Raw genomic sequence first — 26,529 nt, forward strand, 5'->3', positions numbered from 1 at the left:
CCTTGCCCACCCGGCCCCGGCACTCGTAGTTGTGGTCGAGGGTTCGTCGCCGAAAGGTAGTTCATGCACGCGCAGGAGGAACACGACCAGGCCGGCCGCCCGCAGGCCGCCCGCCGCCCGGCGGCACGGGAGGCGTCCGCCGGTGCGGACCGTACGGCCGCGACCGGCACCGCGGCCGGGCTGCTCGCTCTCCAGCGAACGGCGGGCAACGCGGCGGTGGCCCGCACCGTCGAGGCGTCGCGCCACCGGCACGACGCGAGTTGCGGCCATCTGCCGGCGGTGCAGCGGCAGGCGGCCGGCGAGGAGCTCCACGAACACGACGCGGCCTGCGGCCACGTGCCGGCGGTGCAGCGCCGGGCTCTGGTCCACCGGGTGATCGAGTCCCCCGGCCAGGGCATGGACCAGGCCCTGCAGTCGGAGATGGAGACGCGTTTCGACGGCGCGGACTTCAGCGGCGTACGGGTGCACACGGGCTCCCTGGCCCGGGAGTCGGCGAAGGAACTCGGCGCCAAGGTGTACACCACCGGCCGCAACATCGTGGTCGGCGACACCATGACGAAGGAGGACTGGGCCCACGAACTGACCCACTACGAGGACCAGTTGAAGGGCCCTGTCCCCGGTACGGACACCGGCACCGGGGTCAGCATGTCCGACGTGAACGACTCCGGCGAACGGCACGCGGTGAGCAAGGCGCGGCGCGTGATGAGCGGGCCGGTGCCCCAGGTGCAGCGGGAGCCGGTGAACACCGGGTCGGGCACCGCCCCGGCCCCGGTGCCGGAAGGCGCGGGCCCGGTGGCGGTGCAGCGCGTGCTGAGTCCGGGGTTCGTCGAGGACGTGTCCGAGAAGCTGGGCATCGAGAAGGGCACCGTCAAGCTCGTCAAGGTGCCGAACGGCATACCCGCCGACCGGAGGTTCCGGGACTACGAGGAGGGGTACGTCATCGGCCTGACCGGCGCCGAACTGGACGAGAGCGTGCAGTCGCTCAACAACTACCCGGACGGGAACACCCCTGCCAGCGCGGTGGTCGACCAGGCCGGCGGGGGCGGCTACCTGCGGGAGTCCGGCATCATCCTGGTCAACGCCGACCCGCCCGCCAAGTTCACCTTCGACCAGGTCGTCCAGCACGAGATGGGTCATCTCCAGCAGGCCCAGGCCGGGTTCGACATCGACATGTCCGGGGCCAAACGAGCGCTGGTGGAGTACCACAACATCCTGGTGAACGAGAACCGGTTCGCGGACGAGATGCGCCTTGAGTACACGGACGCCGACAACAGCCTGTCGAGCAGGGCCAGGGAGCAGGCCGAGGCGAACGACGAGACGAGGCCGTTCACGCCGTTGAGCAACCCGTGGCGGTCGATGACCGGTTATGTCGCGGCGCACGGTGGCGGAGCCCAGCAGGACCTGTTGCGTGCGATCGAGACCGAGCTGAGGGACGCGAAGTACGACGAGAAGGCGGGCAAGGGCCGGTTCGCCCCGACCTTGCGCGAGAAACTCCAGCGACGCGTCGCGACGATGTACTGGAACCACATGTTCCCCGCTTAGCAGGTCGGGAAGGAGGCCGGAAGGCGTTTGAGCCCTGCCTCTCGGGGCACCGGAGCTGCCCCGACGCCTCCTGTGCCGTCCCGCCCGCGGCGCTAGCGTCTTGACGTGAGCCTCTGGACCTCCCTGGAACCCGCCTCCGCGACCGTGGACCCGGGCGCTTCGACCCGCGTACGCCTGCGGCTTCGCAACACCGGTGACGTCGTCGACGAGTACCGCTTCGAACCGGTGGGCCCCGTCGCCCCCTGGACGACCGTCGAGCCTCCCATGCTCCGGCTCTACCCGGGGACCACGGGCACGGTGGAGCTGACCTTCGCCCCGCCCCGCACCCCGGACGCCACGGCCGGCCCCAACCCCTACGCGGTCCGCATCACGCCCACCGAGCACCCCGAGGCCGTCACCGTCCCCGAGGGCAACCTCACCATCACGCCCTTCACGGAACTGCGCGCGGAACTGGTCCCGCCCACCGTCAAGGGCCGGTTCCGGGGCCGCCCCAAGCTGGCCATCGACAACCTCGGCAACACCAAGCTCACCGCCTCCGTCAGCGGCAGCGACAACGGCGACCAGCTCGCCTACGACCTGCACCCCAGCAACGTCCAGATCGAACCGGGCCGCGCCGCCTTCGTGAACGCCACGCTGAAGCCCCGGAGGATCATCTGGTTCGGACCGAAGGAGCAGCGGCCCTACCAGCTCACCGTGCAGCGGTCGGGGGTGAAGCCGGAGCCCGTCGACGGGACGTACATCCAGCGCGGCTTCCTGCCCCGCTGGCTCGCCACCCTCTTCGGCACCCTGATGGCCCTCGCCGTCACCTTCGCGCTGATCTGGTTCAACTACAAACCCCACGTGCAGAGCCTCGCCCAGGAACAGCCCGTGGAAGCCGGGGTGAGCAGCATCGCGCCCAGCCCCTCGACGACCCCGACCCCGCCCCCGGCGCCCACCGAGACACCCGCCGCCGCGCCGGCCGCGGACCCGACCACCGAGGCCGCAGGCAACGGCGGCGGAGGCGGCGGGGGCGGCGGCGCGACGGCCACCGTGACCGCCAAGCCCAAGCAGGACACCGCGGCGACCGCCGTCAACCGCCTCGCCGCCGACGACCCGTCCGGGCGGCACATCTGCTACCGCTCCTACGTCCAGGGCAGCGGCTGGCAGAAGCCCGTCTGCGACGGCACCATGTCCGGCACCGTCGGCAAGAACGTGCCGATCAAGGCCATCAACCTCGCGGTGTACGGCGTCCAGGGCTCCGCCGCCAACTGGTTCCACTACGACTCCCAGTCCACCAACGGCCAGGGCACGTGGTACCCGAACTGGACGGCGATCATCGCCGACGGCAAGGACAACTACATCGGCAGCACCAAGGCGGCCGACCCCTACATCGAGGGCTTCGCCTTCAACGTCGGCAGCGGCCAGAGCTGCAGCAGCGCGAAGGTCCGCGACCACGACTGGGGCGACCAGTGGTGCAAGGGGGCCCGCAGCGACAACAACGCACTCGACTTCGTCGGCACCCTCGACAACACGCTCTGGCTCGAAGCCTTCAAGCTGACGGTGACCCCGTGACCCTGTGGACCTCCCTGGAACCCGCCTCCGCGACCGTGGACCCGGGCGCTTCGACCCGCGTACGCCTGCGGCTTCGCAACACCGGTGACGTCGTCGACGAGTACCGCTTCGAACCGGTGGGCCCCGTCGCGCCCTGGACGACCGTCGAGCCGCAGACGCTCCGCCTCTACCCGGGGACCACGGGCACGGTGGACCTCACCTTCGCCCCGCCCCGCACCCCGGACGCCACGGCCGGCCCCAACCCCTACGCAGTCCGCATCACACCCACCGAGCACCCCGAGGCCGTCACCGTCCCCGAGGGCAACCTCACCATCACCCCCTTCACCGAGATCCGCGCGGAACTGGTCCCGCCCACCGTCAAGGGCCGGTTCCGGGGCCGCCCCAAGCTGGCCATCGACAACCTCGGCAACACCAAGCTCACCGCCTCCGTCAGCGGCAGCGACAACGGCGACCAGCTCGCCTACGACCTGCACCCCAGCAACGTCCAGATCGAACCGGGCCGCGCCGCCTTCATCAAGGCCACCCTCAAACCCCGGAAGATCATCTGGTTCGGGCCCAAGGAGCAGCGGCCGTACGCCCTCACCGTCCAGCGGGCGGGCGTCCGTCCACAGCCTGTGGACGGCACCTACATCCAGCGCGGCTTCCTGCCCCGCTGGCTCGCCACCCTCTTCGGCACCCTGATGGCCCTCGCCGTCACCTTCGCCCTGATCTGGTTCAACTACAAACCCCACGTGCAGAGCCTCGCCCAGGAACAGACCCAGGAAGCCGGGGTGAGCAGCATCGCGCCCAGCCCCACGGCCAGCGCACCCCTCGCCGCCGCACCGGCGCCGTCGCCGACCCCGACGGAGCAGCAGGCGAACGACGGCAACGGCTCGTCCGGCACCCAGGCGGGCGGCGACGGCGGCCAGTCCCAGCCGGCCCCGCAGGCGACGAAGAAGAAGACCGCGAAACCGGTCGTCCCGGCGACCGACATCCTGCTCCGCAACACGACCACCAAGAAGTGCGCGGACATCCCCGGCTACGGCGACGGCACCAGCAACGGCCCGGTGCGGGAGTACACCTGCGACGAGACCACCAACGACAACCAGCTGTGGAACCTGGAGGTGCAGTACCAGAAGGACGGCCCCGGCTCGTCCGCGCTCTTCCAGATCCGCAACGCCAAGGACCAGTTGTGCATGGACCTGCCCGACTACGGTTCGGCCAAGCTGTCCTCGCCGATCACCGAGTACAAGTGCGACGGCACGAAGGCCGACAACCAGCTGTGGTGGATCGACAAGCAGCCCAGCGGCGCCTACTGGATCCGCAACTTCGCCAGCGACAACCTCTGCCTGGACGTCGCGGGCTACAGCACCGGCGGAAACGACACCAACCTCACCCTGTACTACTGCTCGGACAGCGACGACCAGGAGTGGCAGATCGTGCGCCCGTCGGGGGACTGAGGTCCGGGGGGCCGGTTCACCAGCTCCCCGGTACCAGGCGGCCCGCCTTGCGGTACTCGCGGCGGGCGCCCTCCAGGAGGTCGGCCGCGGTGAGGGGCCGGTCGCGGGCGGCGGCGAGGTAGGCGGCGGTCACCACCGCGCTGCGGATCGCGCCGCCGGACAGTTCGAAGTCCCGGGCCAGCCGGCGGAGTTCGATGCCCGCCTCGCTGGGGACGTGTACCAGGCCGTGCCGCCACAGGGCCAGCCGCTGCTCCTCGTCCGGGAACGGGAAGTCGATCACCAGGTCGAGGCGGCGGGTGAAGGCCTCGTCGATGTTGGCGCGCAGGTTGGTGGTGAGCAGCGCGATGCCGTCGAAGGCCTCCAGGCGCTGGAGGAGATAGGCCGACTCCAGGTTGGCGTACCGGTCGTGGGCGTCCTTGACCTCGGAGCGCTTGCCGAAGACGGCGTCGGCCTCGTCGAAGAGCAGCACGGCGTCGGTGCGGTCGGCCTCGGTGAAGATGCGTTCGAGGTTCTTCTCGGTCTCGCCGACGTACTTGTCGACGACGGAGGAGAGCTGGACGACGTACAGGTCCAGGCCCAGCTCGGCGGCGACGACCTCCGCGGAGAGGGTCTTGCCGGTGCCCGACTCGCCCGCGAAGAGGCCGAGCACCCCCCGTCCCCTGCCGCCGCCCGCGCTCAGCCGCCAGTCGCCGAGCACCCGGTCGCGGTGCCGGGCGCGCAGCGCCAGTTCCCTCAGTTCCGTGAGCGGCCGTTCGGGCAGCACCAGGTCCCGCCAGTCGACGGCGGGCCGGATCCGGCGGGCGTGCTGTTCGAGGCCGGAGGCGGACTGCTGGCGGGCGCCCAGCCGCAGATGGGCGGCGGTGAGCGCGGTGCCGTCGAAGGCGGCGAGGGCCTGCGCGGCACGGGCCGCCCGGACGAGCCGGTCGCCGCCGAGGTGGTACGGGGCGACGGTGACCGCGAGGTCGAAGCCGGGCTCGTCCGGCAGCAGGGCCGCCCAGGCGTCCGGGGCGGCGGCGCGCCGGGAGGGCACCTCCAGGACGAGCGGGTCGCGGTGGTCGCACCACTGGGGGTCGTAGGCGCGGGCGGACGTGAGCAGCACGGTGACGTCCGAGGTGGTGGCGCTCAACGCCCCCAGGAAGGTGCCCGGTTGGTCGCTGTCGACCAGGATCGCCCGGCCGCTCAGGCGGGCCTCCCGCAGCAGTTCCGGGATCCGCTCCCCGGGCCCGGTGTAGTGCAGCACCGCCCGCCCCGCGAGCCGCAGCGCGGCCGTCGCACTGCCGAGGCCCTCGCCCTCCCGCCGCTCCCGCAGGAAGGCGAAGAGCGGCCCGGCGCCGATCAGCGCGGCCAGCCGGCCCACGAACTCCGCGTCGGCGGGTTCGCTGTCGTACGACGGCACCCGCAGGAATCCGGTGAGCGCCGCGTCCGGGGTGTCGTCGCCGAGGAGGTGGGCCAGGACCCGGTCGGGGACGCGCAACGAGCGGCTGAGGAAGGGGCGTTCGGGCTCCTCGACGGTGAGCAGGCCGAGCGCGGTGAGCGGGGCGGTGGGGTGGAAGCGGGCGCGGGCCGCCGCGAGGTGCGCGGGGGCGCCGTACAGGTCGAGGGCGAGGCCGACGGTCGCGCGGCGGCGGCCGACGTCGTCGTTGAGGTAGCCGTACAGCGGCTCGAAGGTGCGGTCGAGGTCGGGGGCGAGGGCGATGAGGAGGAGGGCGGTGTCGAGCGGGGTGAGACGCAGGCGGCCGGCGAGGTCGGCGAGCGGGTCGGTGAAGTCGCCGGTCAGGAGGGGAAGTTCGGCCGGTTCCGGCTCGGGGCGCAGGAGGTGCTGTACCGCTTCCTCGGAGAGGTAGAGGCCGCGCAGCGGGTCGCCGGCCGTCGGGTCGTCGGCCGAGCGGTGGGCGACGAGGGCGGCGACCCGGTCGCGCAGCGCGGACAGCCGGGCGAGAAGCGGGGCGGCCGGCGCCGGGGAGACGTCCAGGGTCACGCCCGGCCCCTCCGGGCGGCCGTGGCCTCGGCGACCTGGCCGGGCCGGTGGGCCCGCTCCTCCAGCACCGGGGCGGTGTCGTCCAGCCCGTCGCGTACCCGCACGGCGGCGCCCTCGGTGACCGGCGGACCGGCGTCGTACTCGGGGTAGGCCGGGAACGGCGCCGTGATCACGACGTCCAGGGACGGCTTGAGCTCGCCGCCGAGCGCCGACCAGATCTCGGCGAGGGAGCGCGCCTCGGTCTGGATGCCGGCGCAGGACAGGGGCACCGTCAGCCCCAGCGCGCCCAGCGAGCCCGGCAGTTCGTTCGGGTGGATCAGCTCCCGCGGGATCAGGGTCGCGAGCACGGCGCTGATCAGCCGGTGTTCGTCCTCGGGCCGCTTGGTCCACGCCGTCACCAGGTACGACAGCCGGAACCAGCGCGGCGGCTGGCGGCGCTTGACCACCACGTCCCGCTCGTCACGGATGTCGACGTGCCCGCGCTGCCGCCGGTGCACGTCCTCGCGGATGTCGTACAGGTAGCTGTTGATCACCGGCCCGTTGCGGCGGGCCGACCAGTCGCGGGTCGGGGCGTCGAAGGAGACCTCGATGCCGGAACCCTCCAGCGCACCGCTGGTCAGCAGGTTCCGCAGCACCTGGTCCACCTCGTGGATCACGCCGTACTCACCATCCCTCGGCACTCACCCCCCATCCTGCCCTTCGCCCGCGCCGCCCCCGCAGGCACGGCCGGGCAGACCGCCCTGCCCCGGAACCGGTGTCCGCTGCCCGATCGGTCAGATGTAGCCTTCCCGGAGGGCATGGGCCACGGCGTGGGCCCGGTTGCGCAGATGCAGTCGGGTCGTCAGCCCGTGCATGACGTTCTTGACGGTCCGCTCGGAATAGGACAGCTTGCTGGCGATCTCAGCGGTGTCGAGTCCCTCGGCGACCAGCCGCAGTACGTCCACCTCGCGGGCGGACAGCCCGGAGGCCGGGGCGCCCGGGCGGCCGGCGGCGCTGCGGTGCAGGGTGCCGACCTGGTTGATGAGCCGGCCGAGCAGGTCGGCGGGCAGGTCGCCGTCGCCCCGGGCGGCCGCAAGGACGGCCTGCACTATGCGGAGTTCAGTGGCCTCGTGGCGCCATACGATGGCCCCGACCCCGCACTCGATCACATCGAGCAGCTCGGTCTCGCGCAGCGCCCCGACCACGAGTACGGCCCGCGCCCCCTCACTGCGCACCACCCGGCGCAGCCGGGTCAGTTCCGGTTCGTCGAGGCTGTCGCTGATGAGCAGCGCCACCGTGCCGGGCCCGGTCTCGGACTCCTCACGCACCTCGATCTCCGGGTGCCGGCGCAACTGGCTGAGCGCGCCCTCGCGGGAGATCGGATCGGGTGCGTGCACCGCCACGGGTGTGCGACCGACCGACGCAAAAGAGCTGTTGCTGACCAACCGCTTCCCCTATGTCCACGTGCCCGTCGCCTCCGAGGGAACAGTGACGGGCGGTAGTACTCCAGCCTGGTGTGACCAAAGGGGCAAGGACAATCGTGGAGCACCACGAGAAGGACCACGAGATGTTCGGGGGACGAGTGGGGGGTGCTTGGGCTTGCGGGTGCGCTGCGGGTGCATCGTGGCTGGTCGCGCAGTTCCCCGCGCCCCTAAAAGAAAGGGGCGCTGCACGAGCGCCCCTTCAGGGGCGCGGGGAACTGCGCGAACAACCCCCACCGGCCCGCAGCGCACCCACAACCCCAGGCACCCCCACCCAAATCCACAGCCCCGTATCAAATGTGCCACCCATGCAACAAACCCCCGCACCTCCCCACCACACCACAACCTCTCCCACCTCCACCCGCTCTAACCCCCCGAACCCACCAGCGCACCGCGAGGAGCCAGGCATGACCCAGCCGTCCCCTGAACTCGCCGACGCCATGCACCTGTTGGCCGAGGAAGCCGAGCGCACGCGGTCCGGCGGCGGCCGGCTCGTGCTGCTCCGGGGCGCCACCGGAACCGGCCGCACCACCGTCCTGGAGGCCGCCGCCGAACAGGCGGCCGCCCTCGGCCTGAAGGTCCTCCGTGCCCGCTGCTCGCCCGGCGACACATCCATCTCCTTCGCCACCGTCCTGCAACTCCTCGGCCCGGTCCCGGAGTTCGCCGACCTCGCGGTGGACGGGGACGAGCGGGCAACCGCCGCCGGACTCTGGCGGGTGCTGCGCGCCTACGCCGAGGACTCGCCCCTCCTCGTCGCCGTGGACGACGTCCACCTCGCCGACGCCCCCTCGCACCGCTGGCTCGTGGAGTCCGCCCGGCACATAGACCGCTTACCGATCCTCCTCGTCGTCAGCGAACGCAGCCAGTACGACCTCGATCCGCCCGCCCCCGGCTTCACGCACACCCTCCCGCCGGCGCTGGTCCGCACCCACACCCTCGCCCCGCTCGCCCCCGCGGCGGCCGCCGCCCGGGTGCGGGCCAAGTTCCCCGACGCGTCCCGGCTCTGGACCGACGCTTGTGTGCACGCGGCGGCCGGCAGCCCCCTTCTGCTGGGCGCCCTCCTCGACGACCTCGCCGAGAGCCGGCACCCGGACGTGCCCGAGACGACGGCCGCCCTCTACCCGGGCGCCTACCCGGCCGCCGTGCAGTGGTTGCTGGACAGTGCGGGACCGGCCACCACCGAGGTCGCCCGCGCCCTCGCCGTCCTGGAGGAGGACCCCGGCACCTGCCTGGCGGAGAACGAGATCACCCCGCTCCTCGCGGAACTCGCCGACGCCGACCCCACCCGGGTGGCCGGCTGGCTCACCGCCATGACCAACCTCGGCCTGCTCACCCTGGGCGCCGACGGCCGCCCCCACTTCCCGCACCCCCTGCTGCGCGACGCGATCCTCGCCGGTGTTCCGGCCGCCCGCCGCCGCACCGCCCACCGGGCGATCGCCGAGGCGATGCTGCACCAGGACGCCCCCGCCGAGGCCGTGGCCCGGCAACTGCTCGCCACCGGCCCGGTGGACGCCCCCTGGGCGCTGCCCCTGCTCCAGGACGCGGCGGCCGTCGCCCTCTACGAGGACCGCGCCGAGGACGCCGTCGGCTATCTGCGCCGCGCCCTGGAGGAGCCCCTCTCCGGCGGCCACCGGCAGCGGCTGCTGACCGAGCTGGGCTCGCTGGAGTACGCGGCGCCCCGCTCCTCCGCCGCGATCCCCCGTCTCGCCGAGGCGGTCCGGCTGCCCGCCGCCCCGCAGGACCGGGTGCGCGCGGCCGTCGCCCTCGGCACCGCGCTGACCGGCCGGGGCCGCACCCGCAAGGCCGTCGAACTGCTCCACTCGGTGGACGTCGAACTGGACGGCCACCCCGACCTGGTCCGCACCCTGCACACCGCCTCCGTGCTCCTGTCCGACCAGGACCAGGAGGTACGGCAGGAGGTCTACCGGCGGCTGTCCGAGACCGCCGACCGCTCCCCCGAGCTGGTCGGCACGGCGGGCCAGGCCCTGCTCGTGCGGCACGCGGCCTCCGCCGGCCTCACCTCGGCGCGGGACGCGATGCGGCAGCTGCGCTCCCTGCTCGCCGAGCCCGCCGACCCGCTCACCGAGCCGTTCCTCGTCGGTACGGCGGCCACCGTCGCCCAGTGGGCCGACGAACTCGACGAGGCGAACCGGCTGGTGGACCGCGGCCTGGCCGGGCAGCGCCCCGACCTGCTGCACCCCATGCACCAGGCCCTGCTGAACAGCCGTACGGACATCGCTGCGGCCCGCGCCGACTACGCCCGCCTGGCCGTCGTCCCGGACGCGGTCACCCCCACCAACAGCCATGCGCACACGCTCGTCGCCCTCGTGGAGACCGGCCGGACCGCACAGGCCGCGGGCCTCGTCGCCGGGATCGACCTGCGGGAGGCACCGGACTCCTGGGAGCTGAACCGGTTCCTGTACGCGCGGGGCGTGGTGCGGGCGGCCGCCGGTGACGCGGCCGCGGCGCTGCACGACTTCCTGGAGTGCGGCCGCCGCCAGACGGCCCGTGAGGTGATCAGCCCGGTGGTCACACCGTGGCGTACGGCCGCCGCCGAGTGCCGGCTGGCCCTCGACCGCCCGCTGGAGGCCATCGCCCTGGCCGAGGAGGAGCTGCGGCTGGCCCGGGTCTGGGGCACCCCGCGCACGGTCGGCCGGGCGCTGCGCGTCCTCGGTACGGCGACCGGCGGCCGCCGCGGCCTGGAGCTCACCGAGGAGGCCGTACGGCTGCTGCGGGACGGCGGCCCGGCCGGTACCGAGCCGGCGCTCGCCCTGATCGCGCTGGGCCGCCAGCTGACCGCCGCCGGTGAGGCGGCCCGCGCCCGCGACTGTCTGCGGGAGGCCGAGGAGCACGCCGAACGGCTCGGCGCGGTACGGCTGTTGGAGCTGGCCGAGGGGATCCTGCGGAAGGGCGGGGCCCGCTCCGCCAGACGCCGTACGGGCGCCGCCTCCCTCACCGGCAGTGAGCGTCGGATCGCCGAACTCGCCGCCGAGGGCCGCACCAACGTGGAGATCGCGGCCCTGCTGCATCTGGCCCGCCGCACCGTGGAGACCCATCTCACGCACACCTACCGCAAGTTGGGCATCCGCCGCCGCACGGACCTGCGCCCGGCCCTGGACCAGACCGTCCCCCACCCGTGACGGAGAAGACCGGCCGCTCCGGGCCGGCGGCCGCGGGGTGGCCGGCGATTCCGGGACACCGGCGGGCGGGCGCGCTGAGGTGCGCCGGTGCGTGTCAGGGGGCGAGCCAGTGGCCCGCCGCCGCGAGCAGCGCCCGTACGCCCGTCTCCAGCGTCGGGTCGGGGGCGGGGGCGAAGTGCGGGGAGTGGTTGGAGGGGATCTGCGGGGGGATGCCGTCGCGGACCAGGGCCTCCAGGTCGACGCCCTCGTAGAGCTTGTGGTCGGCGCCGCCGACGAACCAGTAGACCGAGGGCACCCCCAGGGCCGTACCGAAGGCCCCGAAGTCCTCGCTGTTGGGCACCGGTGAGGTCAGCTCGAAGGTGAGGCCCGGGAATTCGGCGGCCAGCGCGGCCTGGACGGAGGCGGTCGCCGCGGGGTCGTTGTGGGTGACCGGGAAGGAGTCGATGGGCTCGAACTCCGGTTCCTTCGGCGCGGCGGAGGCGGCGGACTCGGCCCGTACGATCCGCTCGACCGCCGCCAGCACGCGCTCCCGGACGGCCTCCGTGGCGGTCCGTATGTTGATCTTCAGCTCGACGGTGTCCGGGATGATGTTCTCCTTCGTCCCGCCGTGGATGGAGCCGACCGTGACGACGGCCTGCTGGCCCGCGGCCACCTCCCGGGAGACGACCGTCTGAAGCCGCATCACCACGGCCGCGGCCAGCACCACCGGGTCGACGGTGGCCTCCGGCGTGGACCCGTGCCCGCCCCGCCCGAACAGCGTGACCCGCATGCTGTCCGCGCCCGCCATCAGCGCCCCCGCCCGGGTGCCGACCAGCCCGGCCGGCGCGGCCGCCACATGCTGGCCCAGGCACACGTCCGGCCGCGGGAACCGCTCGGCGAACCCGTCCGCGAGCATCTTCGGCGCCCCGCCCACCTCCTCGCCCGGCTGGAACACCGCGACCACCGTCCCCCGCCAGCCGTCCCGCACCGCGGCCAGCCGCCCGGTGGCCCCCAGCAGCCAGGCGACATGCATGTCGTGGCCGCAGGCGTGCATCACCCCGTCGGTCTCCGAGGCGTACGCCAGCCCGGTCTCCTCCCGGACCGGCAGCGCGTCCATGTCGGCCCGCAGCAGCACGACGGGCCCGTCCCCGTTGGCCAGCACCCCGACCACCCCGGTGCCGCCGACCCCCTCGGTGACCTCCCAGCCGCCCTGCTCCCGCAGCCGCCCCGCGACGACGGCCGCGGTCCGCTCCTCCTGGAAGGACAGCTCAGGATGCGTGTGCAGATCCTCGTACAGCGCCCGCAGCTCGGGGAGCTCTTCGCTCAGGCCGGACAGGAGGGGGCTGGTGGTCATGACGTCGTCTCCCGGGGTGTGCGTTGCGTGGCTGCCGAGTCAAGGATCAGGATCGGCCCCGGGACCGGACTTCGCACGTGAACGCCGGAAAACGACGAACGGCCGCCGTTCATCCGCGCCGCCGTCGCGGCTGGTCGCGCCCACGCGGCGATAGCCGCACACGCAATACAGCCCCGCGCCCCTGAAGGGGCGCTCCAGCTGACGCTCCTTTCACGCCCCGCCGAATGCCCCGGGCGCCGTCTTGCCGCCGCCGGCTCCCGCCCGGGACGATTCCGGCATGTTCGATGGAATCGGCGGAATCGACGGACTCAAGAACCTGGCGGACAAGGCGAAGGACATCGCCGAGGAACACGGTGACGCGATCGGGACCGGTCTGGAGAAGGCGGGCGACCTGGTCGACGAACGGACCGACGGCAAGTACACCGAGCAGATCGACACCGGAGTCTCCAAGGCGCAGCAGCTGGTGCAACGCCTGGGGGAGCAGGGCACCGAGAAGCCGTGACGGCCGCTACGGCTACGGTTCGTCCGTGGTCGGACGGGTCCGGCCCGGCTCCGGCAACTCGCCCAGCTGGAGCCGGGCGTGCAGGACGTCGCCGATGAACAGGTCGTAGACCAGCACCCCGATCACGCCGCCGATCAGCGGACCGACGATCGGGATCCAGAAGTAGTTGCTGAACCACTCCCCGTTCCCCGGGAACGCGAAGCTCTGCCACCCGGTGAACCAGGTGAGCAGCCGCGGCCCGAAGTCGCGGGCGGGGTTGATGGCGTAGCCGGCGTTCGCGCCGTAGGACATGCCGATCGCGGCGACGGCGAGGCCGATGACGAACGGCCCCAGGTTGGACCCCACGGCCGTGTTGCGCAGGTCGACGACCGCGACGACGAACATGACGAGGAAGGCCGTACCGACGATCTGGTCGATCAGCGGCCCCCAGTTCCCGCCGTGGTAGTACGGCGCCGGGAAGGTGGCGAAGATCGAGAAGGTCGCCTCGGTGTGCCCGCCCACCTTCGGCGGTTTCGACGCGGCGTCGAACGCGTTGATCGCGTCGTGGTAGACGAGATAGACCAGCGCCGCCCCGGCGAGGGCGCCGAGCACCTGCGACATCCAGAAGGGCAGCACCTTCACCCACGGGAACTTGCGGCGCACGGCGAACGCCAGTGTCACCGCGGGGTTCAGATGGGCGCCGCTGACGCCGCCGGCCACGTAGATGCCGAAGGTCACGGCCAGGGCCCAGCCCCAGGTGATCAGGAGCCAGTCACCGGCGGCGAGGAAGATGGTCGTCGGCGTCGCCGCGCGCCCGGACCCGGGCAGCGCCGCGACGGCCATCGCCACGACACCGCAGCCGAACGAGATGAGAACGAAGGTCCCGAGAAACTCTGCCAGGCACTCACCGAGCAGGCCTCCACGGCTTCTGAGCCGGGAGGGCTTGAGGAGAGGAGGTATTTCCACGGCCATCGCTGGCCCCCTTCAGCCATCGCTGGCTCCCCGCGGGGAGCAATCAGGCGAACACCATTTTGTCCCACAAATGATGTTCGCGCAGATCGACCCTTTTGCGCAGGCAGGCCGGGCGGGCCCGGGCGGCCCGGCGACGACCGGTCAGCTCTCCAGGTCGTCGGCGTAGTGCCGGAACCCGTGCCGGTCGCGGTGCATCCCCCACAGCGTGTCGGCGAGCACGGCGGGGTCCTTGCGGGCGTGCCCGGCGACGATGGCCCCCGGGATGACCAGTTGCGCCACGTGGATCCCCTCCGCCGCGAGCCGGTCGTGCAGCAGATGCCCGTACGCGCTCTCGGCGGCGAAGGCGATGGAGGTCCCGGCCCGCTCGGGGTGCGGGATGACGGCCGTACCGCCGTTGACGAAGAGGATCGTCCCGCGGCCCAGTTCCCGCATCCCCGGCAGCACCTGCTGCACGGCGGCGACGGGCCCGTACACCGAGAACTCGACCGGGCCGAACAGGTCCGCGTGGGTGGTCTCCAGGACGGGCAGCATGAAGTCCCGCTGCGGTACCGGGCTGTACTGCAGGATCTCGACGGTCCCGAGCTCCTCGGCGGCCCGCGCCAGCGCCCCCGCGAGGGCGAGCGGATCCCTGACGTCGGCGGCGAACCCACGGGCCCGGACGCCCTCTCCGGCAAGCTGCTCGGCCAGCGCCCCGAGCCGCTCCCCGTCCCGCGCCAGCAGCGCCACCCCGTACCCCTCCCGCCCGAACCGCCGGGCGACGGCGGCCCCTAGCCCCGGCCCGGCCCCCACGATGGCGATACTGCTCACGGCGTTCTCCCGAAGGCTGAGGTGGCGTTGCGACGTGCACCTAGGTCCGTACCGCGCCGCCCCCGACTTCACACGTACGCACCGGGTCCGAGCCGCCCGATCCCCGTCCTGGCAGGATGGCGGCATGGAACGTGTGCTTGGAATCGGCGGGTACTTCCTGCGCTCCGCCGACCCGGCGGCCCTGAGCGCCTGGTACCGCGACTGCCTGGGCCTGGACGCCGACGACAACGGCCTGTGGCAGCCGGCGGCCGGGCCGACGGTGTTCGCGGCCTTCGAGTCCGGGACCGACTACTTCGGCTCCCCCGTCCAGCAGACCATGCTCAACTTCCGGGTCCGCGACCTGGACGCGATGCTCGCGCAACTGCGTGCCAAGGGCGCGGACGTCGCCGCCGAGACCCAGGACATGGACGGCATCGGCCGCTTCGGCTGGGTCACCGACCCCGAGGGCAACCGCATCGAACTGTGGCAGCCGGCCTGACGGCGGGGCGCCGACAGTTCCTCAGCTGACGGCGTACGCGTTGTACACCGTGGTCGTCGAGGTGTCGCCGTGGGTGTCGGTGACCGTCGAGCGCAGACCGACACGGCCGCCGGAGCCGGGGTTGTGGACGGCGATGGTCCACTTGCCGCCGGACAGCTTCGCGGCGGTCGCGTTCCAGTGGGCGCCGTTGTCGGTGGTGTACCAGGCCCGGACGGACTTCACACCGTCCGACAGCTGACGGATCGTGCCGTCGTCCGTGCCGAGGCGCTGCATGCCCAGGTCGACGGTCGTGGTCGACGCGGCGGCGGCCTGGTTCCTGCTGTTCAGGGCCTCCGGCCAGAACCGGGTGAGGTAGTTCCGGATCTGCTGGTTCTTGCCCGCGTCCGCGTAGAAGTGCAGGGAGAGGCCGGCGGAGGTCGACAGCGAGCCGGACGGCAGGCCGCCGCGGTGGCCGGTCTCCGTCAGGGTGTACCAGCCCGACCCCGGGATCCGCGGATGCGCGTCGATCTCCTTCGAGGGGCTGTACGTGTTCGAGTAGAGCGTCCTGCCCGCGTGGGTCAGCTTCACGCTGCCGGAGGCGAGGACCCCGCCGCCCGTGAGCCTGGGGTCGGCGAACAGGTTGTCGTCGCCGAAGTACAGCTGGTGGTACCAGGTGTACGGCAGCCGCCCGCCGGGGCCCCAGACCGCGTGGCCGAGGGAGAGCGAGGCAGTCTTGCCGGCCGCGTACTTGTGGAACCCGCTGTAGATGAAGTCGTGGCCCTGCTGGCCCACGTCCCAGCGGCCGGCCGGGACGTGGACGCTGAAGGAGTCGGGCAGGTCACGCTGGAAGTCGAGGATGTCCATGGACGACGAGCAGTCGTAGCCGCTCGCCGGCTCGCCGTTGAACGAGAACCACGCCTGTCCGCTGTCGGGGCCGGAACGGGCGGACACCTTGAGGGTGGTCAGCCCGGACTTCGTGAGCTTCGCGGACACCCCGGACGGCACGCCGCGGCCGTGCGTGGCGGACGCCAGCCAGAAGTCGCCGCCGCTCGTCGACCGCGGCTGGTACGTGGTGCCGTAGGCCAGCTCGTACGCCGTACTGGTGTTCGGGATGGCGTACAGGTCGCCCGCCGATGCCGAGATGCTCATCGTGGCGGGGCTGTTGTCGGTGGTGCAGACGGCTGCGCTGACCGTGTGGTCGTATCCGCTGCCCGGGTCGGGGCTGAGCGAGACCTTGACCGCACGCCCCTTCCGGCCGTCGAACGTGGTCGTCGTGGCCCCGGAGACCCGCACGCTGTGGCCGCCCACGACGGCGTCCTCGCTGTTGCCGCCGACGAAGGACGTGGCGAGCTCGTAACTGCCGTTGGGCAGCGAGGTCTTCTTATTTCCTTCGATGTAACGGAAGTCGTTCGTCTTCGTGTTGTACACCGCCACCTGCGCGTAGACCGGCTTGCCGCTCCGGTCCAGCGTCTTGACGGTGAGCGACCCCTTGGCCGCGGCCGACGCGGTCGAAGCGCCTGCCAGGAGAAGCGGCACGAGTACGCTGACGACACCCGCGGCCACTGTGATCCGCCGCATCAGACCCCCCATAGGTACGCGACAAAAGCGAGCCACCTTAGCCCACCGGGGTCAGTCCTCCGGGGGCCGGCCCTCGATCAGGCGTTCTGCGATGTCGTCGGCCCAGGTCTGGGCCCAGTGGCGGAGGGCGGTGGTCGCCGCTTCGTCGAGGCCGAGTACCGAGAACTCCCGGTCGTCGATCCAGTCCGTGCCGGTCAGCCGGGACTGGAGGTCGGTGAGGTCGAAGGTGTCCCGGGCGTGGCGGCGGCCCAGGTCTTCCAGGTCGGGGAGGGTCCAGCGGTCCGCGGCGGCGTGCACGACCAGGAGGTCGCGGGGCAGGCCGCGGTCGGCCAGGGCCCAGACCCGCATGCCGACCACGTCTTCGAGGGCGAGGGTCAGGCCGAGCTCCGTCCGGACCGGCGGGTGCCAGAGGGCCTCCTTGAGGAGGTCGACCTCGCCGTCCTCCTCCGCGACCGCGTCGGTCACGACGAGCTGGGCGGAGACGGGATCCGTCTCGCGGGCGGCGACCCGCCAGCCGCGCTCCCGGAGGCCGGCCGCGACCGCTTCGGCGATCGTCCGCATGGGATCCGGGTGCTGCGTGGCCACGTCCACGGTCCGGCCGGGGCGGTCGAACAGGCCGTGGGCCTGGGCCGCGTAGTCACCGGTCAGCGCGAGGGGGTACGCGGCGCCGACCGACAGCAGGTCGGGCAGCAGGCGGCGGTGCAGGTGGGTGAGGTTCACGCGGCGGCGGCCGAGGAAGGAGCCATGCGGCGATTATCACCGGCCGGTGTCACAGGTGCCTGCGGCACACTCCGGTCATGGAGTCCACCCAGCCGCCGCCGTCCGCCTGCTGCGCGCCCTCCGCCCCGGCGCACCTGCCGGTCCGGCCCCTCCCAGCCCCGCGCGGCACCGCCCCCGAGCGCACCGGCATGGTCGCGCTGCCCGGCGGTGAGTTCCTGATGGGCGCCGAGGACGCCGACGGGTTCGCGGCGGACGGGGAGGGGCCGGTGCGGACCGTGCGCGTGTCGCCGTTCCGGATCGACGCCTGTGCCGTGAGCAACGACGAGTACGCCGCGTTCGTCGCCGACACCGGCCACGTCACCGACGCCGAACGGCTGGGCTGGTCGTACGTCTTCGCCGGGTTCCTGCCCGCCGCGCTGCGCCGGGATGCGCCCCGGCCGCCGGAGACGCCCTGGTGGTGTGCGGTCGCGGGGGCCGCCTGGAACGCGCCGGCCGGACCGGGCAGCGGGCTCGACGGGCTCGGCCGCCATCCCGTCGTCCACGTCTCCTGGTACGACGCCGCCGCCTACGCCTCCTGGGCAGGCAAGCGGCTGCCCACCGAGGCGGAGTGGGAGTACGCGGCCCGGGGCGGTCTGGAGCAGGCGCGTTTCCCGTGGGGGGACGAGCTGGACCCGGACGGGGAGTACCGGTGCAACATCTGGCGCGGCACCTTCCCCACCCGCAACACCGCCGCCGACGGCTACCGGGGCACCGCCCCCGTCGACGCCTTCGCGCCCAACGGGTACGGCCTGTACAACACCTCCGGCAACGTGTGGGAGTGGTGCGCCGACTGGTGGACCACCGAGCACGGCCGCTCCGCGGAGACCGGCGGCGCCCGCGTCATCCGCGGCGGCTCCCACCTCTGTCACGCCTCCTACTGCAACCGCTACCGGGTCGCCGCCCGCACCGCCAACACCCCCGACAGCTCCACCGGCCACACCGGCTTCCGCTGCGCCCGCGACGCGGGGTGAACCAAGCAGGGTGAACCAAGCGGGCCGGCCCAAGGGGCCCGTGGTCACTCGCCGACCGGGCCGATGTACGAACCCGGGTGGGTGGCGCCGTCCTGGAGCACCACGGCACCGCCGTGCCAGGGCAGGTCGAAGGACGTGCGCTGGTTCGGCGCGGTGATGACGGCCGTGGTCGGCGTGAACGTGCTGGAGTCGCCCTGCGCCGGCACCAGGAAGGTGATCGCGAAGTTGGTGGAGGCGCCGTTCGCCAGGGTGACCCGCCGCGGGGTGGCGTTCGTGCGCGGGAGCGACCACTTCTGACCGCTGTTGACCAGGTCGACGCCCGGGAAGCCGTACATCGTGCAGGAGTGGCCGCTCTTGTTGGTGAACGCCACGACCGCGTGCTTCTGCTGGCCGGTGCCGCTGCCGGAGTCGGCCCAGGAGTAGCCGAGCTGGGAGGCCTGGCAGACGGGCACCGAGCCGGTGGCGGAGGAACCGCCGGACGAGGAACCCCCGGAGGAGCTGCCACCGGAGGTGGACGAGCCCGAGGTGCTCCCGCTGCTCCCGGTGCCGGAGGAGCCGCTGCCGGAGCCACCGGTCGAGCCACCGGTCGAGCCGCCCGTGGAGCCGTCGGCCGTCGTGGAGTCGCCGGCGGCCGGGGCCGCCGTACCGCCGGCGGCGCTGACGGAGCCGCTCGCGGTGCCGTTGCACGCGGTCAGCAGGGCCAGCAGCGCGGCGGCGCCGGTCACGGCGACAGCGGTCTTGCGGATGTTCGTGCGACGGTTGCGAAGCTTCGACATGGGGTCCCCCAGCGGCGGTGTCCTTCCCGGCTCTCTGCCGGACACCCCTTTCGATGCGGGCCCGGGGAGAGAAGTTCGGAGATCACCGTCACGGGCCCGTCGTGGTCGTGTCACGCCCGCTGTTACAAACGCGCCCGCTCACGCCATCCAGAAGAACACCGCCGTCATCCGCTTCTCCTCCAGCGTCTTCCCGGCGTAACCGGTCGCGCTGTGCACGAGGTTGGCGCTGTAGAGGAGCAGCCGGTTGTACTTGTGCGGGACGCGGACGTCCTCCTCGAAGTGGTCGCCCGGGACGAACCGGGTCCCGAGCGCCTCGACGAGGTTGTTGTGCGGGGCCTGCACGATGTTGCCGCCGAGCCGGCCGCCCGGCAGCGACTGGCGGTAGAACGCGGTGCCGCAGTCCTTGGCCACCCCGGGGTTGAGGTACAGCACCGCCGCGTACCGGCACAGCGACCGTGAGTCGGTGTGCGGGCGCGGCTCGCTCTCGCCCTCGCCGACCACCTGGACGCAGTTGTGGTTGAGGGTGCCGCCGCCGGGCGCCTGCTGCACCCACAGCTTCCCGGCGCCGGTCGCCTTCCGCACCAGCTCTTCCACGACGGCGAGTTCGGCGGGCTCCAGGCCGGGCATGGTGCGCAGGCCGGGCCAGGTCTCCGAGGTGTACGGGTATCCCTGGACCCAGTCGTCCTTGGCCAGGCACCGCTCCCGTACGGCGTCCACGTCCGGGAGGACGTCGTCGAAGACCCAGTAGTCGCGGCCCTTGGTGGGCTTGCGGTAGGGCAGTACGGGCAGCGCAGGGCGCACGGCGGGACCCCGCGGGGCCGCTCCGTTGGGCAGCCGGGGGACTCGGGGGGATGAGTGTGGGGGCATGCGGCGAAGCCTGCCCCCGACTTTGTCATGACCACTCTCACCAGAGAAAACCATCACCTTCTCCTGGCCAAGACATGGGAAGTCGGTGCCCCGGGCAGGGCCAGGCCTCACAAGTTCTTTACCAAATCAAAAGGTTCGCGGCGCTTCCCGGTCCGTATTCCTCTGCGAACCGACCCCGCTCCTCGCGGGACCCCGACCAAACAGGAGACACCGGTGCGCTTTTCGCGGAACGCGACGGGAACGCTGTTTGTTGGCGGAGCCCTGAGCTTCACTCTCGCGGCACTCGCCTACCCGAGCATGCTGGGTCTGAACACCGTGTCGAGTTCACCGGACCGTGTCATCGCCAACACCCAGTGGGGGCCGCTGACCGAGGGCGACCGGGACTTCGTGGTGAAGGTGCGCGCCGCCGGACTCTGGGAGTACCCGGTGGGGCAGCTCGGCGAGAAGAAGGGCCAGTCCCAGGCCGTGATCACGGCCAGCCAGCACCTGGTCGACGGGCACTCGGCGCTGGACACCACCGACCGCAAGGTCGCCCAGATGCTCAACATCACCATCCCGAACCTGCCGAGCCCGCAGCAGCAGGGCTTCGTCAACACGCTGACCGCGGACACCGGCAAGCAGTTCGACACCGACTTCGCCAACATCCTGCGCGTCACGCACGGCTCGATCTTCAACACGGTGGCGAAGATCCGCTCCACCACCCAGAACACCCTGGTGCGCGCCCTCGCCGACCAGGCCAACGACACGGTCCTCGACCACATCACGGTGATGGAGAAGACCGGTCTCGTCGACTTCGGCACCGTGCTCTTCCAGGAGACGACCCCGCCGAAGCTGCCCGCCGTCGACCTGACCCCGCCGCCGCCGGTCGCGGGCCAGCCCCAGGTGGTGCTCACCCCGCCGCCGAACGCCACCTCGACCCCGGTGAACATCGACGGCCTCACCGGGGCGAGCAGCGGGACGGGTACCGGCACGGGCACCGGAGCCGGGACGGGAACCGGCACCGGAACCGGAACCGGGACGAACACCGGCACGGGTACCCAGACCACCGCGGTGAACGTGACCCCGGGTGCCACCCCCACCGCCGGCTGAGTCCCGTCAGGCGCCCAGCCACACCGTGGTGTCGGGCGGGAGCGTGCCGTCATGCGGCAACGGCACGCTCGCCAGCAGCACTTCGCCCGGCGGCAGCGGCACCGGCGCGTCCGACACGTTCGTGACGCAACGCCAGCCCTCCGTCCGGGCGAAGTGCAGCACGCCCGCGGGCGCCTCGTCCCAGGTCAGCGTCTCGCCGTCAAGGAGCTTGCGGCGCAGCCGCAGGGCGGTGCGGTAGAGCTCCAGGGTGGAGCCCGCGGTACCGTCCTGCGCCTCGACGGCGTACGACGCGAACCACTCCGGCTGCGGCAGCCAGGCCCCGCCGGCCCCGAAGCCGTACGACGGACCGTCCGCCGTCCAGGGCAGCGGCACCCGGCAGCCGTCGCGGCCCTTGCGGGTGTGGCCCGTCTGTGCCCAGATCGGGTCCTGGAGGACGGTGACGGGCAGGTCGGCGACCTCTACCAGGCCGAGTTCCTCGCCCTGGTAGACGTACGAAGAGCCGGGCAGCGCGAGCATGAGGAGGGTGGCGGCGCGGGCGCGCCTCAGGCCATGGGAGACATCGACGCGCGGCGTGCGGCCGCCGGACAGCAGCCAGGCGTTCTCGTCCGTGCCCGGCGGGAGCGTCAGCCGGGAGGCGTGCCGTACGACGTCGTGGTTGGAGAGCACCCAGGTGGCGGAGGCGCCGGCCGCGCGGGCGGTGGCGAGCGAGCCGGTGATGACCTCGCGGAGCGCCCCGGCGTCCCAGGGGGTCTGCAGGTACTCGAAGTTGAAGGCCTGGCCGAGTTCGTCCGGGCGGGCGTACAGCGCCCGCCGCGCGTCCGGTACCCAGGCCTCGGCGACGGCCGTGCGGGGCGGGCTGTAACTGTCGAAGATCTTGCGCCAGTCGCGGTAGATCTCGTGCACCTCGTCGCGGTCCCAGTAGGGGTGGGTGCCGGGCGCGACGCGCTCCAGCGCCTCCTCGCCGGTCGGGCCCAACTCCGCGACGTCCCGCAGCGGTTCGGTGAGGTCCTTCACCAGGGCGTGGGCCACGTCGACGCGGAAGCCGTCCACGCCCCGGTCGGACCAGAAGCGCAGGGTGGTGCGGAAGTCGGCGCGGACCTCCTCGTGCGCCCAGTTCAGGTCGGGCTGCTCGGGGGCGAAGAGGTGCAGGTACCACTCGCCGTCCGGGACCCGGCGCCAGGCGCTGCCGCCGAACACCGACTGCCAGTCGGAGGGCGGGAGTTCGCCGTGCGCACCGCGGCCGGGCCGGAAGACGTAGCGGTCCCGGGCCGCGGAGCCGGGGCCGGACAGCAGGGCCTCCCGGAACCAGGGGTGCAGGTGCGAGGTGTGGTTCGGGACGATGTCGACGATCACCTTCAGGCCCAGCCGGTGCGCCTCGGCGGTCATCGCGTCGAAGTCGTCCAGGGTGCCCAGGCGCGGGTCGACGCCGCGGTGGTCGGCGACGTCGTAGCCGCCGTCGGCGAGCTCGGACGGGTAGAACGGGCTGAGCCACAGGGCGTCCACGCCGAGCGCGCCCAGATGGGACAGCCGCCCGGTGATGCCCTTGAGGTCACCGAGCCCGTCGCCGTCCGCGTCGGCGAAGCTGCGCGGATACACCTGGTAGATCACGGCCTGACGCCACCAGTCGGGATTCCTGGAGGAGAGGTCGACCACGCGCGTTCCTTTCGGGCGGAGAAACACCGATCGGGCGGAGAGACACCGAGAAGAAGTCTGTCCCTATTGCCGAGAAAGCGAAACTTCACACCGGCCGGAGCGGATCGTTCCCCGTGTGAGGGAGTTGTGATGGTGCCCGAACCACCCTTGATTCAAGGCAGGTTGACAGGGTTCGGCAGGGCCAACCACCATGGGCCGCACACTGTGGCGCATGTGACCAATGGGCGCAGTGTCTCTTCGCTTTCCGCTGCCCTTCCGCCGCCCGTCCGCTGCCCTTCCGTTCTTCGCGACGGGCATCGACGGGCCGGCGAGAGATGAGCACCCCACGGATGGGATCTCCATGTCCATAGCCAGACATGTCACCGCGCGTCGCCTGCTGGGGACGGGCGTCGCGTCGTTCGCCCTGTGCGCCGCCTCCGTCGCCGGCGCGTCCGGCGCCTGGGCGAACAGCACCCCGGGCGGTGACGGCTGGAAGTCCGGCGGCCACTACAGCCCCGGCACCGGCGCCGGTACGGAGACCGGTACCGACAAGTGCCAGTTCTCGATCGACGGCTCGAACTTCTACGACTCGGTGAAGGTCGACGACCAGAACCTGAAGGTCACCGACGACGGCAAGGTCCACCTCAAGGTCCGTGCCGCCGGCGACGCCGCCTCCTGCACCGCCTCACTTGCCTCCTACATCGCCCACGGTCCCACCTTCGCCACCTCGGGCCAGCAGATCTTCGTCGACTTCGACACCGTGACGGTCAAGCAGGGCCAGACCGACTCCCTCGACATCGCGGTCCCGGACGCCGGCTGCTTCGCGCAGATCGACCTCTACCGGGGCGCGACGAAGTTCGACGGGAACACGGACGCCAACGACGGCTTCGAGCACGGCGACCTGCCGGCCGGCCCGGACCACACGGTCATCAAGGACAAGCTGATCGCGTCCTGGAACGGCGGTACGAAGGACTGCTCGACGACCGAGTCGTCCTCGCCGTCCCCGTCGCCCTCCGCCTCCGAGTCGGAGTCCACCCCGGCCACCCCGCCGCCCGCCGAGACCACCACCCCGGCGCCCTCGGAGAGCTCGGCGACCGGCACGGCCTCCGCGTCCCCCTCCCCGTCCGAGTCGACGACCTCCCCGGCGTCGGCCCCGAGCACCGACTCCGGCGGTGGCGGCGACCTGGCCCACACCGGCGCCAGCTCCAGCACCGGTTACATCGCCGGCGGCGCGGCCCTGCTGCTGGCCGGCGGCGGCGCGATCGTCGTCGCGAGCCGGCGCCGCAGGGCGACCCGCGCCTGATCCCTCCGGGTACGTCCGTACGCCCCGGCCGTCGTGGACGGCCGGGGCGTACGTGTGTCCCCGAGGCCGGCGGCTGAGCGGGGCCGGCGAACGGCAGCGCCCTGAAGGGGCGCGGGGCCGTATCCATATGCGGCTCCGCCGCGTGGGCGCGACCAGCCACGACGGCGCCGCAGTCGGCAGACGGCCTGTCCCGGCACTTCCAGCGGAGCACCTAGGGCCTGTCTGACAATTCCCGTCGTCGCCCGGAGGGCGGCCTCGCGGCGTCAGGTGCGTGCTCTCGGCGTGCCGGGCGTAGGCCCTCGTACTGGACGTACTTGGGTCTGCGCCCGGTGCGGCGAGAGTGCGTGCATGGCGTCGCGAGGCAGACGGGAATTGTCAGACAGGCCCTAGCGGCCGACGGTCTCCAGGTACAGGCTGACGTACCGCTTCACGTCCACGTCCAACGCCACGTCCACCAGGGCCTGTTCGCGGGTACCGCCATGGATCTCGGCCTCGCCGGGGCGGGGGCGGCGGTCGACGATGGTCTGGCCCCGGGTGGGCCCCGGGGCGAGGGAGACCTCGACCGGGAGGAGCCGGGTGGTCAGACCGGCCGGATCGGCCACGGCACAGACCGCGCCCGCGTCACCGAGGCCGCCGTCCGGGTCGTCGCCGTCCTGCCCTTCGCCGTCCGGATCGGGGGCGGCGGGCCGGTGCGCGAGCAGTTCTCCGGCGAGCCGGGCCCCCGGTTCCGCGCTCGCGCGCAGCCGTCGTACCTCCGCGCCCGGCACCACGACCCGCTGGAAGACGTCCAGCCCGTACATGGTGATCGGCACTCCGGCGGTGAGCAGGACGGCGGCGGCCTCGGGGTCGTGCCAGACGTTGAACTCGGCGACCGGGGTGGCGTTCCCGGTGGCGACCGCGCCGCCCATGAACACGATCCGCTCGATGTTCCGGGTCACCTCCGGGTGGGTGCGCAGCAGCAGGGCGATGTTGGTGAGCGGCGCGGTGGGGATGAGGGTGACCGGGCGGGGCGAGCCGAGGATCTCGCGGCGCAGCAGGGTGACGGCGTCGACGTCGGCGGGGCGCCGGGTCGGCGCGGGCAGCCCGAGGTCCCCCATCCCGTCCGCCCCGTGCACATGCCGTGCCGACCGCGCCGCCTCGATCAGCGGCCGCTCGGCGCCCCGGGCGACGGGAACGTCCCCGGCCCCGGCCTGCTCCAGCACGGTCAGGGTGTTGCGGACCACCCCGTCCACGTCCGTGTTCCCGGCGACACAGGTCACCGCCCGCAGCTCCAGCCCCGGGTGACGGACGGCGAACAGCAGGGCGAGGGCGTCGTCGACACCGGTGTCACAGTCGATGATCACGGGGATGCGCTGACCGGCCACAGGGGGCTCCTTCCGTCAGCCCTGACTCTAAGCGCCAGAGGGAGCCTTTCAGCGGACGGATCCCCGCAGCCGACGGCAGCCCGGCCCGATCCACTGACGGCGCCCCTCCCTCTTCACTCCCCCTCGAAGTAATGCCCCTCCTCAAGGTCCGCCAGCAGTCCCGCCTCCACCGGCTGCCACCCCAGCAGCTCCCGGGTCCGTTCGCTCCGCACCGGCGCATCAAGCGATATCAGCCCGCCGAAGAACCCGAAGTGCCCGGCGAGCCGCTCCCCCGGAACGCTCTCCGCCGGCACCCCCAGCCGCCGCCCGATCACCTCGGCGATGTCCCGCACCGCGACCCCTTCCTCGGCCGCCGCATGCAGCTCCGCGCCCGCCGGCGCCTTCTCCAACGCCAGCCGGAACAACCGCCCGAGGTCCAGCGTGTGCACGGCGGACCACCGGTTCGACCCGTCCCCGGCATAGCCGGAGACCCCCGTGGCCCGCGCGGTCCGGATCAGGATCGGCAGGAACCCGCTCCGGTCCCGCGTACTGTGCACGACCGGCGGAATCCCCACGAGCACGGCACGCACCCCCCGCTCGGCGAACTCGCCGAACAGCCGCCCCGTGGCGATCCGGGGGTTGGCGCCGTACGCCCCGGCGAGATGCTCGTTGCCGTCGCCGCGCCCCATGCCGACCCCCAGGAGGGCCTTGCCGGTCCCGGCGAGCGCCTCGCCGAACACCTGCACCACGGTCCGGTCGGCCGCCGCCGCCCCGGCCATGTCCCCGGCGGCCATCGCCGCGTGGTCGAAGGCGAGATGGACGACGGCGTCGGCGTCGGCCGCGGCCGCCCGCAGGCCGTCCGGATCCGCCAGGTCACCGCGGCGCACCTGGGCGCCCAGGGCCTTGACGCCCGCCGCGGAGTTCTCGGACCGGGCGAGGCCGACGACCTCGTGCCCGGCGTTCAGCAGTTCGGGAATGACGGCGGAGGCGATGTGACCGCTCGCGCCGGTGACGAAAACACGCATGACAGCACTCTCCCGATGGACGAGAA

At 72.6% G+C, this 26,529-nt stretch carries 22 protein-coding genes; 9 read left to right on the forward strand and 13 right to left on the reverse strand.

All coding sequences use genetic code 11. The features are described 5' to 3' along the window. The first annotated feature begins 63 nt into the window (after positions 1–63). The 3 genes from SSP29_RS10710 to SSP29_RS10720 all read left to right on the forward strand — a co-directional run bounded on the left by SSP29_RS10710 (position 64) and on the right by SSP29_RS10720 (position 4,532). Positions 64–1,542: an eCIS core domain-containing protein gene (locus SSP29_RS10710; RefSeq protein ID WP_089100310.1), complete on the forward strand. Its 1,479-nt coding sequence runs from the start codon at positions 64–66 to the stop codon at positions 1,540–1,542. 105 nt (positions 1,543–1,647) lie between these two features. Beyond that, positions 1,648–3,093 carry a hydrolase gene (locus tag SSP29_RS10715; RefSeq protein ID WP_089100311.1) on the forward strand — a complete coding sequence of 482 codons (1,446 nt, stop codon included), beginning with the start codon at positions 1,648–1,650 and terminating at the stop codon, positions 3,091–3,093. Beyond that, positions 3,090–4,532, forward strand: coding sequence for an RICIN domain-containing protein (locus SSP29_RS10720; RefSeq protein ID WP_089100312.1), 1,443 nt, complete (start codon positions 3,090–3,092; stop codon positions 4,530–4,532). Before SSP29_RS10715 ends, SSP29_RS10720 begins: the two co-directional genes overlap by 4 nt. Before the next feature lie 16 nt (positions 4,533–4,548). Here the strand turns inward: SSP29_RS10720 and SSP29_RS10725 are convergent, their stop codons facing one another. From SSP29_RS10725 to SSP29_RS10735, 3 genes are all read right to left on the reverse strand, one after another. Continuing rightward, positions 4,549–6,510 carry an ATP-binding protein gene (locus tag SSP29_RS10725; protein ID WP_089100313.1) on the reverse strand — a complete coding sequence of 654 codons (1,962 nt, stop codon included), beginning with the start codon at positions 6,508–6,510 and terminating at the stop codon, positions 4,549–4,551. Further along, positions 6,507–7,166: a Pvc16 family protein gene (locus tag SSP29_RS10730; protein ID WP_089100314.1), complete on the reverse strand. Its 660-nt coding sequence runs from the start codon at positions 7,164–7,166 to the stop codon at positions 6,507–6,509. The genes SSP29_RS10725 and SSP29_RS10730 overlap by 4 nt, the downstream gene beginning before the upstream one ends. 117 nt (positions 7,167–7,283) lie before the next feature. Beyond that, positions 7,284–7,892, reverse strand: coding sequence for a helix-turn-helix transcriptional regulator (locus SSP29_RS10735; RefSeq protein WP_174855944.1), 609 nt, complete (start codon positions 7,890–7,892; stop codon positions 7,284–7,286). Positions 7,893–8,377: 485 nt separating this feature from the next. On the opposite strand from SSP29_RS10735, the gene SSP29_RS10740 reads away from it, so the two are divergent. After that, on the forward strand, positions 8,378–11,110 hold the full coding sequence (locus SSP29_RS10740; RefSeq protein ID WP_089100316.1) for a helix-turn-helix transcriptional regulator: 2,733 nt from the start codon (positions 8,378–8,380) through the stop codon (positions 11,108–11,110). Between the two features lie 94 nt (positions 11,111–11,204). Here the strand turns inward: SSP29_RS10740 and SSP29_RS10745 are convergent, their stop codons facing one another. Continuing rightward, positions 11,205–12,443, reverse strand: coding sequence for an amidohydrolase (locus SSP29_RS10745; RefSeq protein ID WP_089100317.1), 1,239 nt, complete (start codon positions 12,441–12,443; stop codon positions 11,205–11,207). A 277-nt stretch (positions 12,444–12,720) separates the two neighbouring features. Between SSP29_RS10745 and SSP29_RS10750 the strand changes: the two genes are divergently transcribed. Beyond that, positions 12,721–12,945 carry an antitoxin gene (locus SSP29_RS10750; protein ID WP_089100318.1) on the forward strand — a complete coding sequence of 75 codons (225 nt, stop codon included), beginning with the start codon at positions 12,721–12,723 and terminating at the stop codon, positions 12,943–12,945. Between the two features lie 12 nt (positions 12,946–12,957). On the opposite strand, the gene SSP29_RS10755 is transcribed toward SSP29_RS10750, so the two are convergent. Together SSP29_RS10755 and SSP29_RS10760 are read right to left on the reverse strand one after the other, a co-directional pair. Then, entirely contained in the window at positions 12,958–13,896 is a 939-nt protein-coding gene (locus tag SSP29_RS10755) for an MIP/aquaporin family protein (protein ID WP_089100319.1), read from the reverse strand. Positions 13,897–14,037: 141 nt separating this feature from the next. Beyond that, complete coding sequence (locus SSP29_RS10760) at positions 14,038–14,703, reverse strand: SDR family NAD(P)-dependent oxidoreductase (RefSeq protein WP_174855945.1); 666 nt, start codon at positions 14,701–14,703, stop codon at positions 14,038–14,040. Positions 14,704–14,827: 124 nt separating this feature from the next. Here SSP29_RS10760 and SSP29_RS10765 point away from each other — a divergent pair, with 124 nt between their 5' ends. Continuing rightward, complete coding sequence (locus SSP29_RS10765; RefSeq protein WP_089100321.1) at positions 14,828–15,181, forward strand: VOC family protein; 354 nt, start codon at positions 14,828–14,830, stop codon at positions 15,179–15,181. A gap of 21 nt (positions 15,182–15,202) precedes the next feature. On the opposite strand, the gene SSP29_RS10770 is transcribed toward SSP29_RS10765, so the two are convergent. After that, positions 15,203–16,738, reverse strand: a complete 1,536-nt coding sequence (locus SSP29_RS10770) for a hypothetical protein (protein WP_089100322.1) — start codon at positions 16,736–16,738, stop codon at positions 15,203–15,205. 51 nt (positions 16,739–16,789) lie between these two features. Then, a complete protein-coding gene (locus tag SSP29_RS10775) occupies positions 16,790–17,458 on the reverse strand; it encodes a hypothetical protein (RefSeq protein WP_089100323.1) in 669 nt (222 codons plus the stop codon). A gap of 77 nt (positions 17,459–17,535) precedes the next feature. Here SSP29_RS10775 and SSP29_RS10780 point away from each other — a divergent pair, with 77 nt between their 5' ends. Further along, positions 17,536–18,468: a formylglycine-generating enzyme family protein gene (locus SSP29_RS10780; RefSeq protein WP_089100324.1), complete on the forward strand. Its 933-nt coding sequence runs from the start codon at positions 17,536–17,538 to the stop codon at positions 18,466–18,468. A 44-nt stretch (positions 18,469–18,512) separates the two neighbouring features. On the opposite strand, the gene SSP29_RS10785 is transcribed toward SSP29_RS10780, so the two are convergent. Together SSP29_RS10785 and SSP29_RS10790 are read right to left on the reverse strand one after the other, a co-directional pair. Beyond that, positions 18,513–19,244: a DUF4232 domain-containing protein gene (locus SSP29_RS10785; protein ID WP_089100325.1), complete on the reverse strand. Its 732-nt coding sequence runs from the start codon at positions 19,242–19,244 to the stop codon at positions 18,513–18,515. A gap of 138 nt (positions 19,245–19,382) precedes the next feature. Continuing rightward, the gene (locus tag SSP29_RS10790; RefSeq protein WP_245883067.1) at positions 19,383–20,111 is read right to left on the reverse strand and encodes a DUF6445 family protein; all 729 of its coding nucleotides are present in this window, start codon (positions 20,109–20,111) and stop codon (positions 19,383–19,385) included. A gap of 213 nt (positions 20,112–20,324) precedes the next feature. Between SSP29_RS10790 and SSP29_RS10795 the strand changes: the two genes are divergently transcribed. Further along, entirely contained in the window at positions 20,325–21,200 is an 876-nt protein-coding gene (locus SSP29_RS10795) for a DUF4142 domain-containing protein (RefSeq protein ID WP_245883068.1), read from the forward strand. Positions 21,201–21,206: 6 nt separating this feature from the next. Here SSP29_RS10795 and SSP29_RS10800 read toward each other — a convergent pair whose 3' ends face one another. Further along, positions 21,207–22,853, reverse strand: coding sequence for a glycoside hydrolase family 13 protein (locus SSP29_RS10800; protein WP_089100328.1), 1,647 nt, complete (start codon positions 22,851–22,853; stop codon positions 21,207–21,209). A 340-nt stretch (positions 22,854–23,193) separates the two neighbouring features. Between SSP29_RS10800 and SSP29_RS10805 the strand changes: the two genes are divergently transcribed. Then, the gene (locus tag SSP29_RS10805; RefSeq protein ID WP_089100329.1) at positions 23,194–24,135 is read left to right on the forward strand and encodes an LAETG motif-containing sortase-dependent surface protein; all 942 of its coding nucleotides are present in this window, start codon (positions 23,194–23,196) and stop codon (positions 24,133–24,135) included. Positions 24,136–24,521: 386 nt separating this feature from the next. Here SSP29_RS10805 and SSP29_RS10810 read toward each other — a convergent pair whose 3' ends face one another. Both SSP29_RS10810 and SSP29_RS10815 read right to left on the reverse strand, forming a co-directional pair. Continuing rightward, positions 24,522–25,499 carry a nucleoside hydrolase gene (locus SSP29_RS10810; RefSeq protein ID WP_089100330.1) on the reverse strand — a complete coding sequence of 326 codons (978 nt, stop codon included), beginning with the start codon at positions 25,497–25,499 and terminating at the stop codon, positions 24,522–24,524. A 113-nt stretch (positions 25,500–25,612) separates the two neighbouring features. Further along, the gene (locus tag SSP29_RS10815; protein ID WP_089100331.1) at positions 25,613–26,503 is read right to left on the reverse strand and encodes an SDR family oxidoreductase; all 891 of its coding nucleotides are present in this window, start codon (positions 26,501–26,503) and stop codon (positions 25,613–25,615) included. Positions 26,504–26,529: the final 26 nt, after the last annotated feature.

The organism is Streptomyces hyaluromycini, assembly GCF_002217755.1.
In the GTDB taxonomy this organism is placed as follows: Bacteria; Actinomycetota; Actinomycetes; order Streptomycetales; family Streptomycetaceae; genus Streptomyces; species Streptomyces hyaluromycini.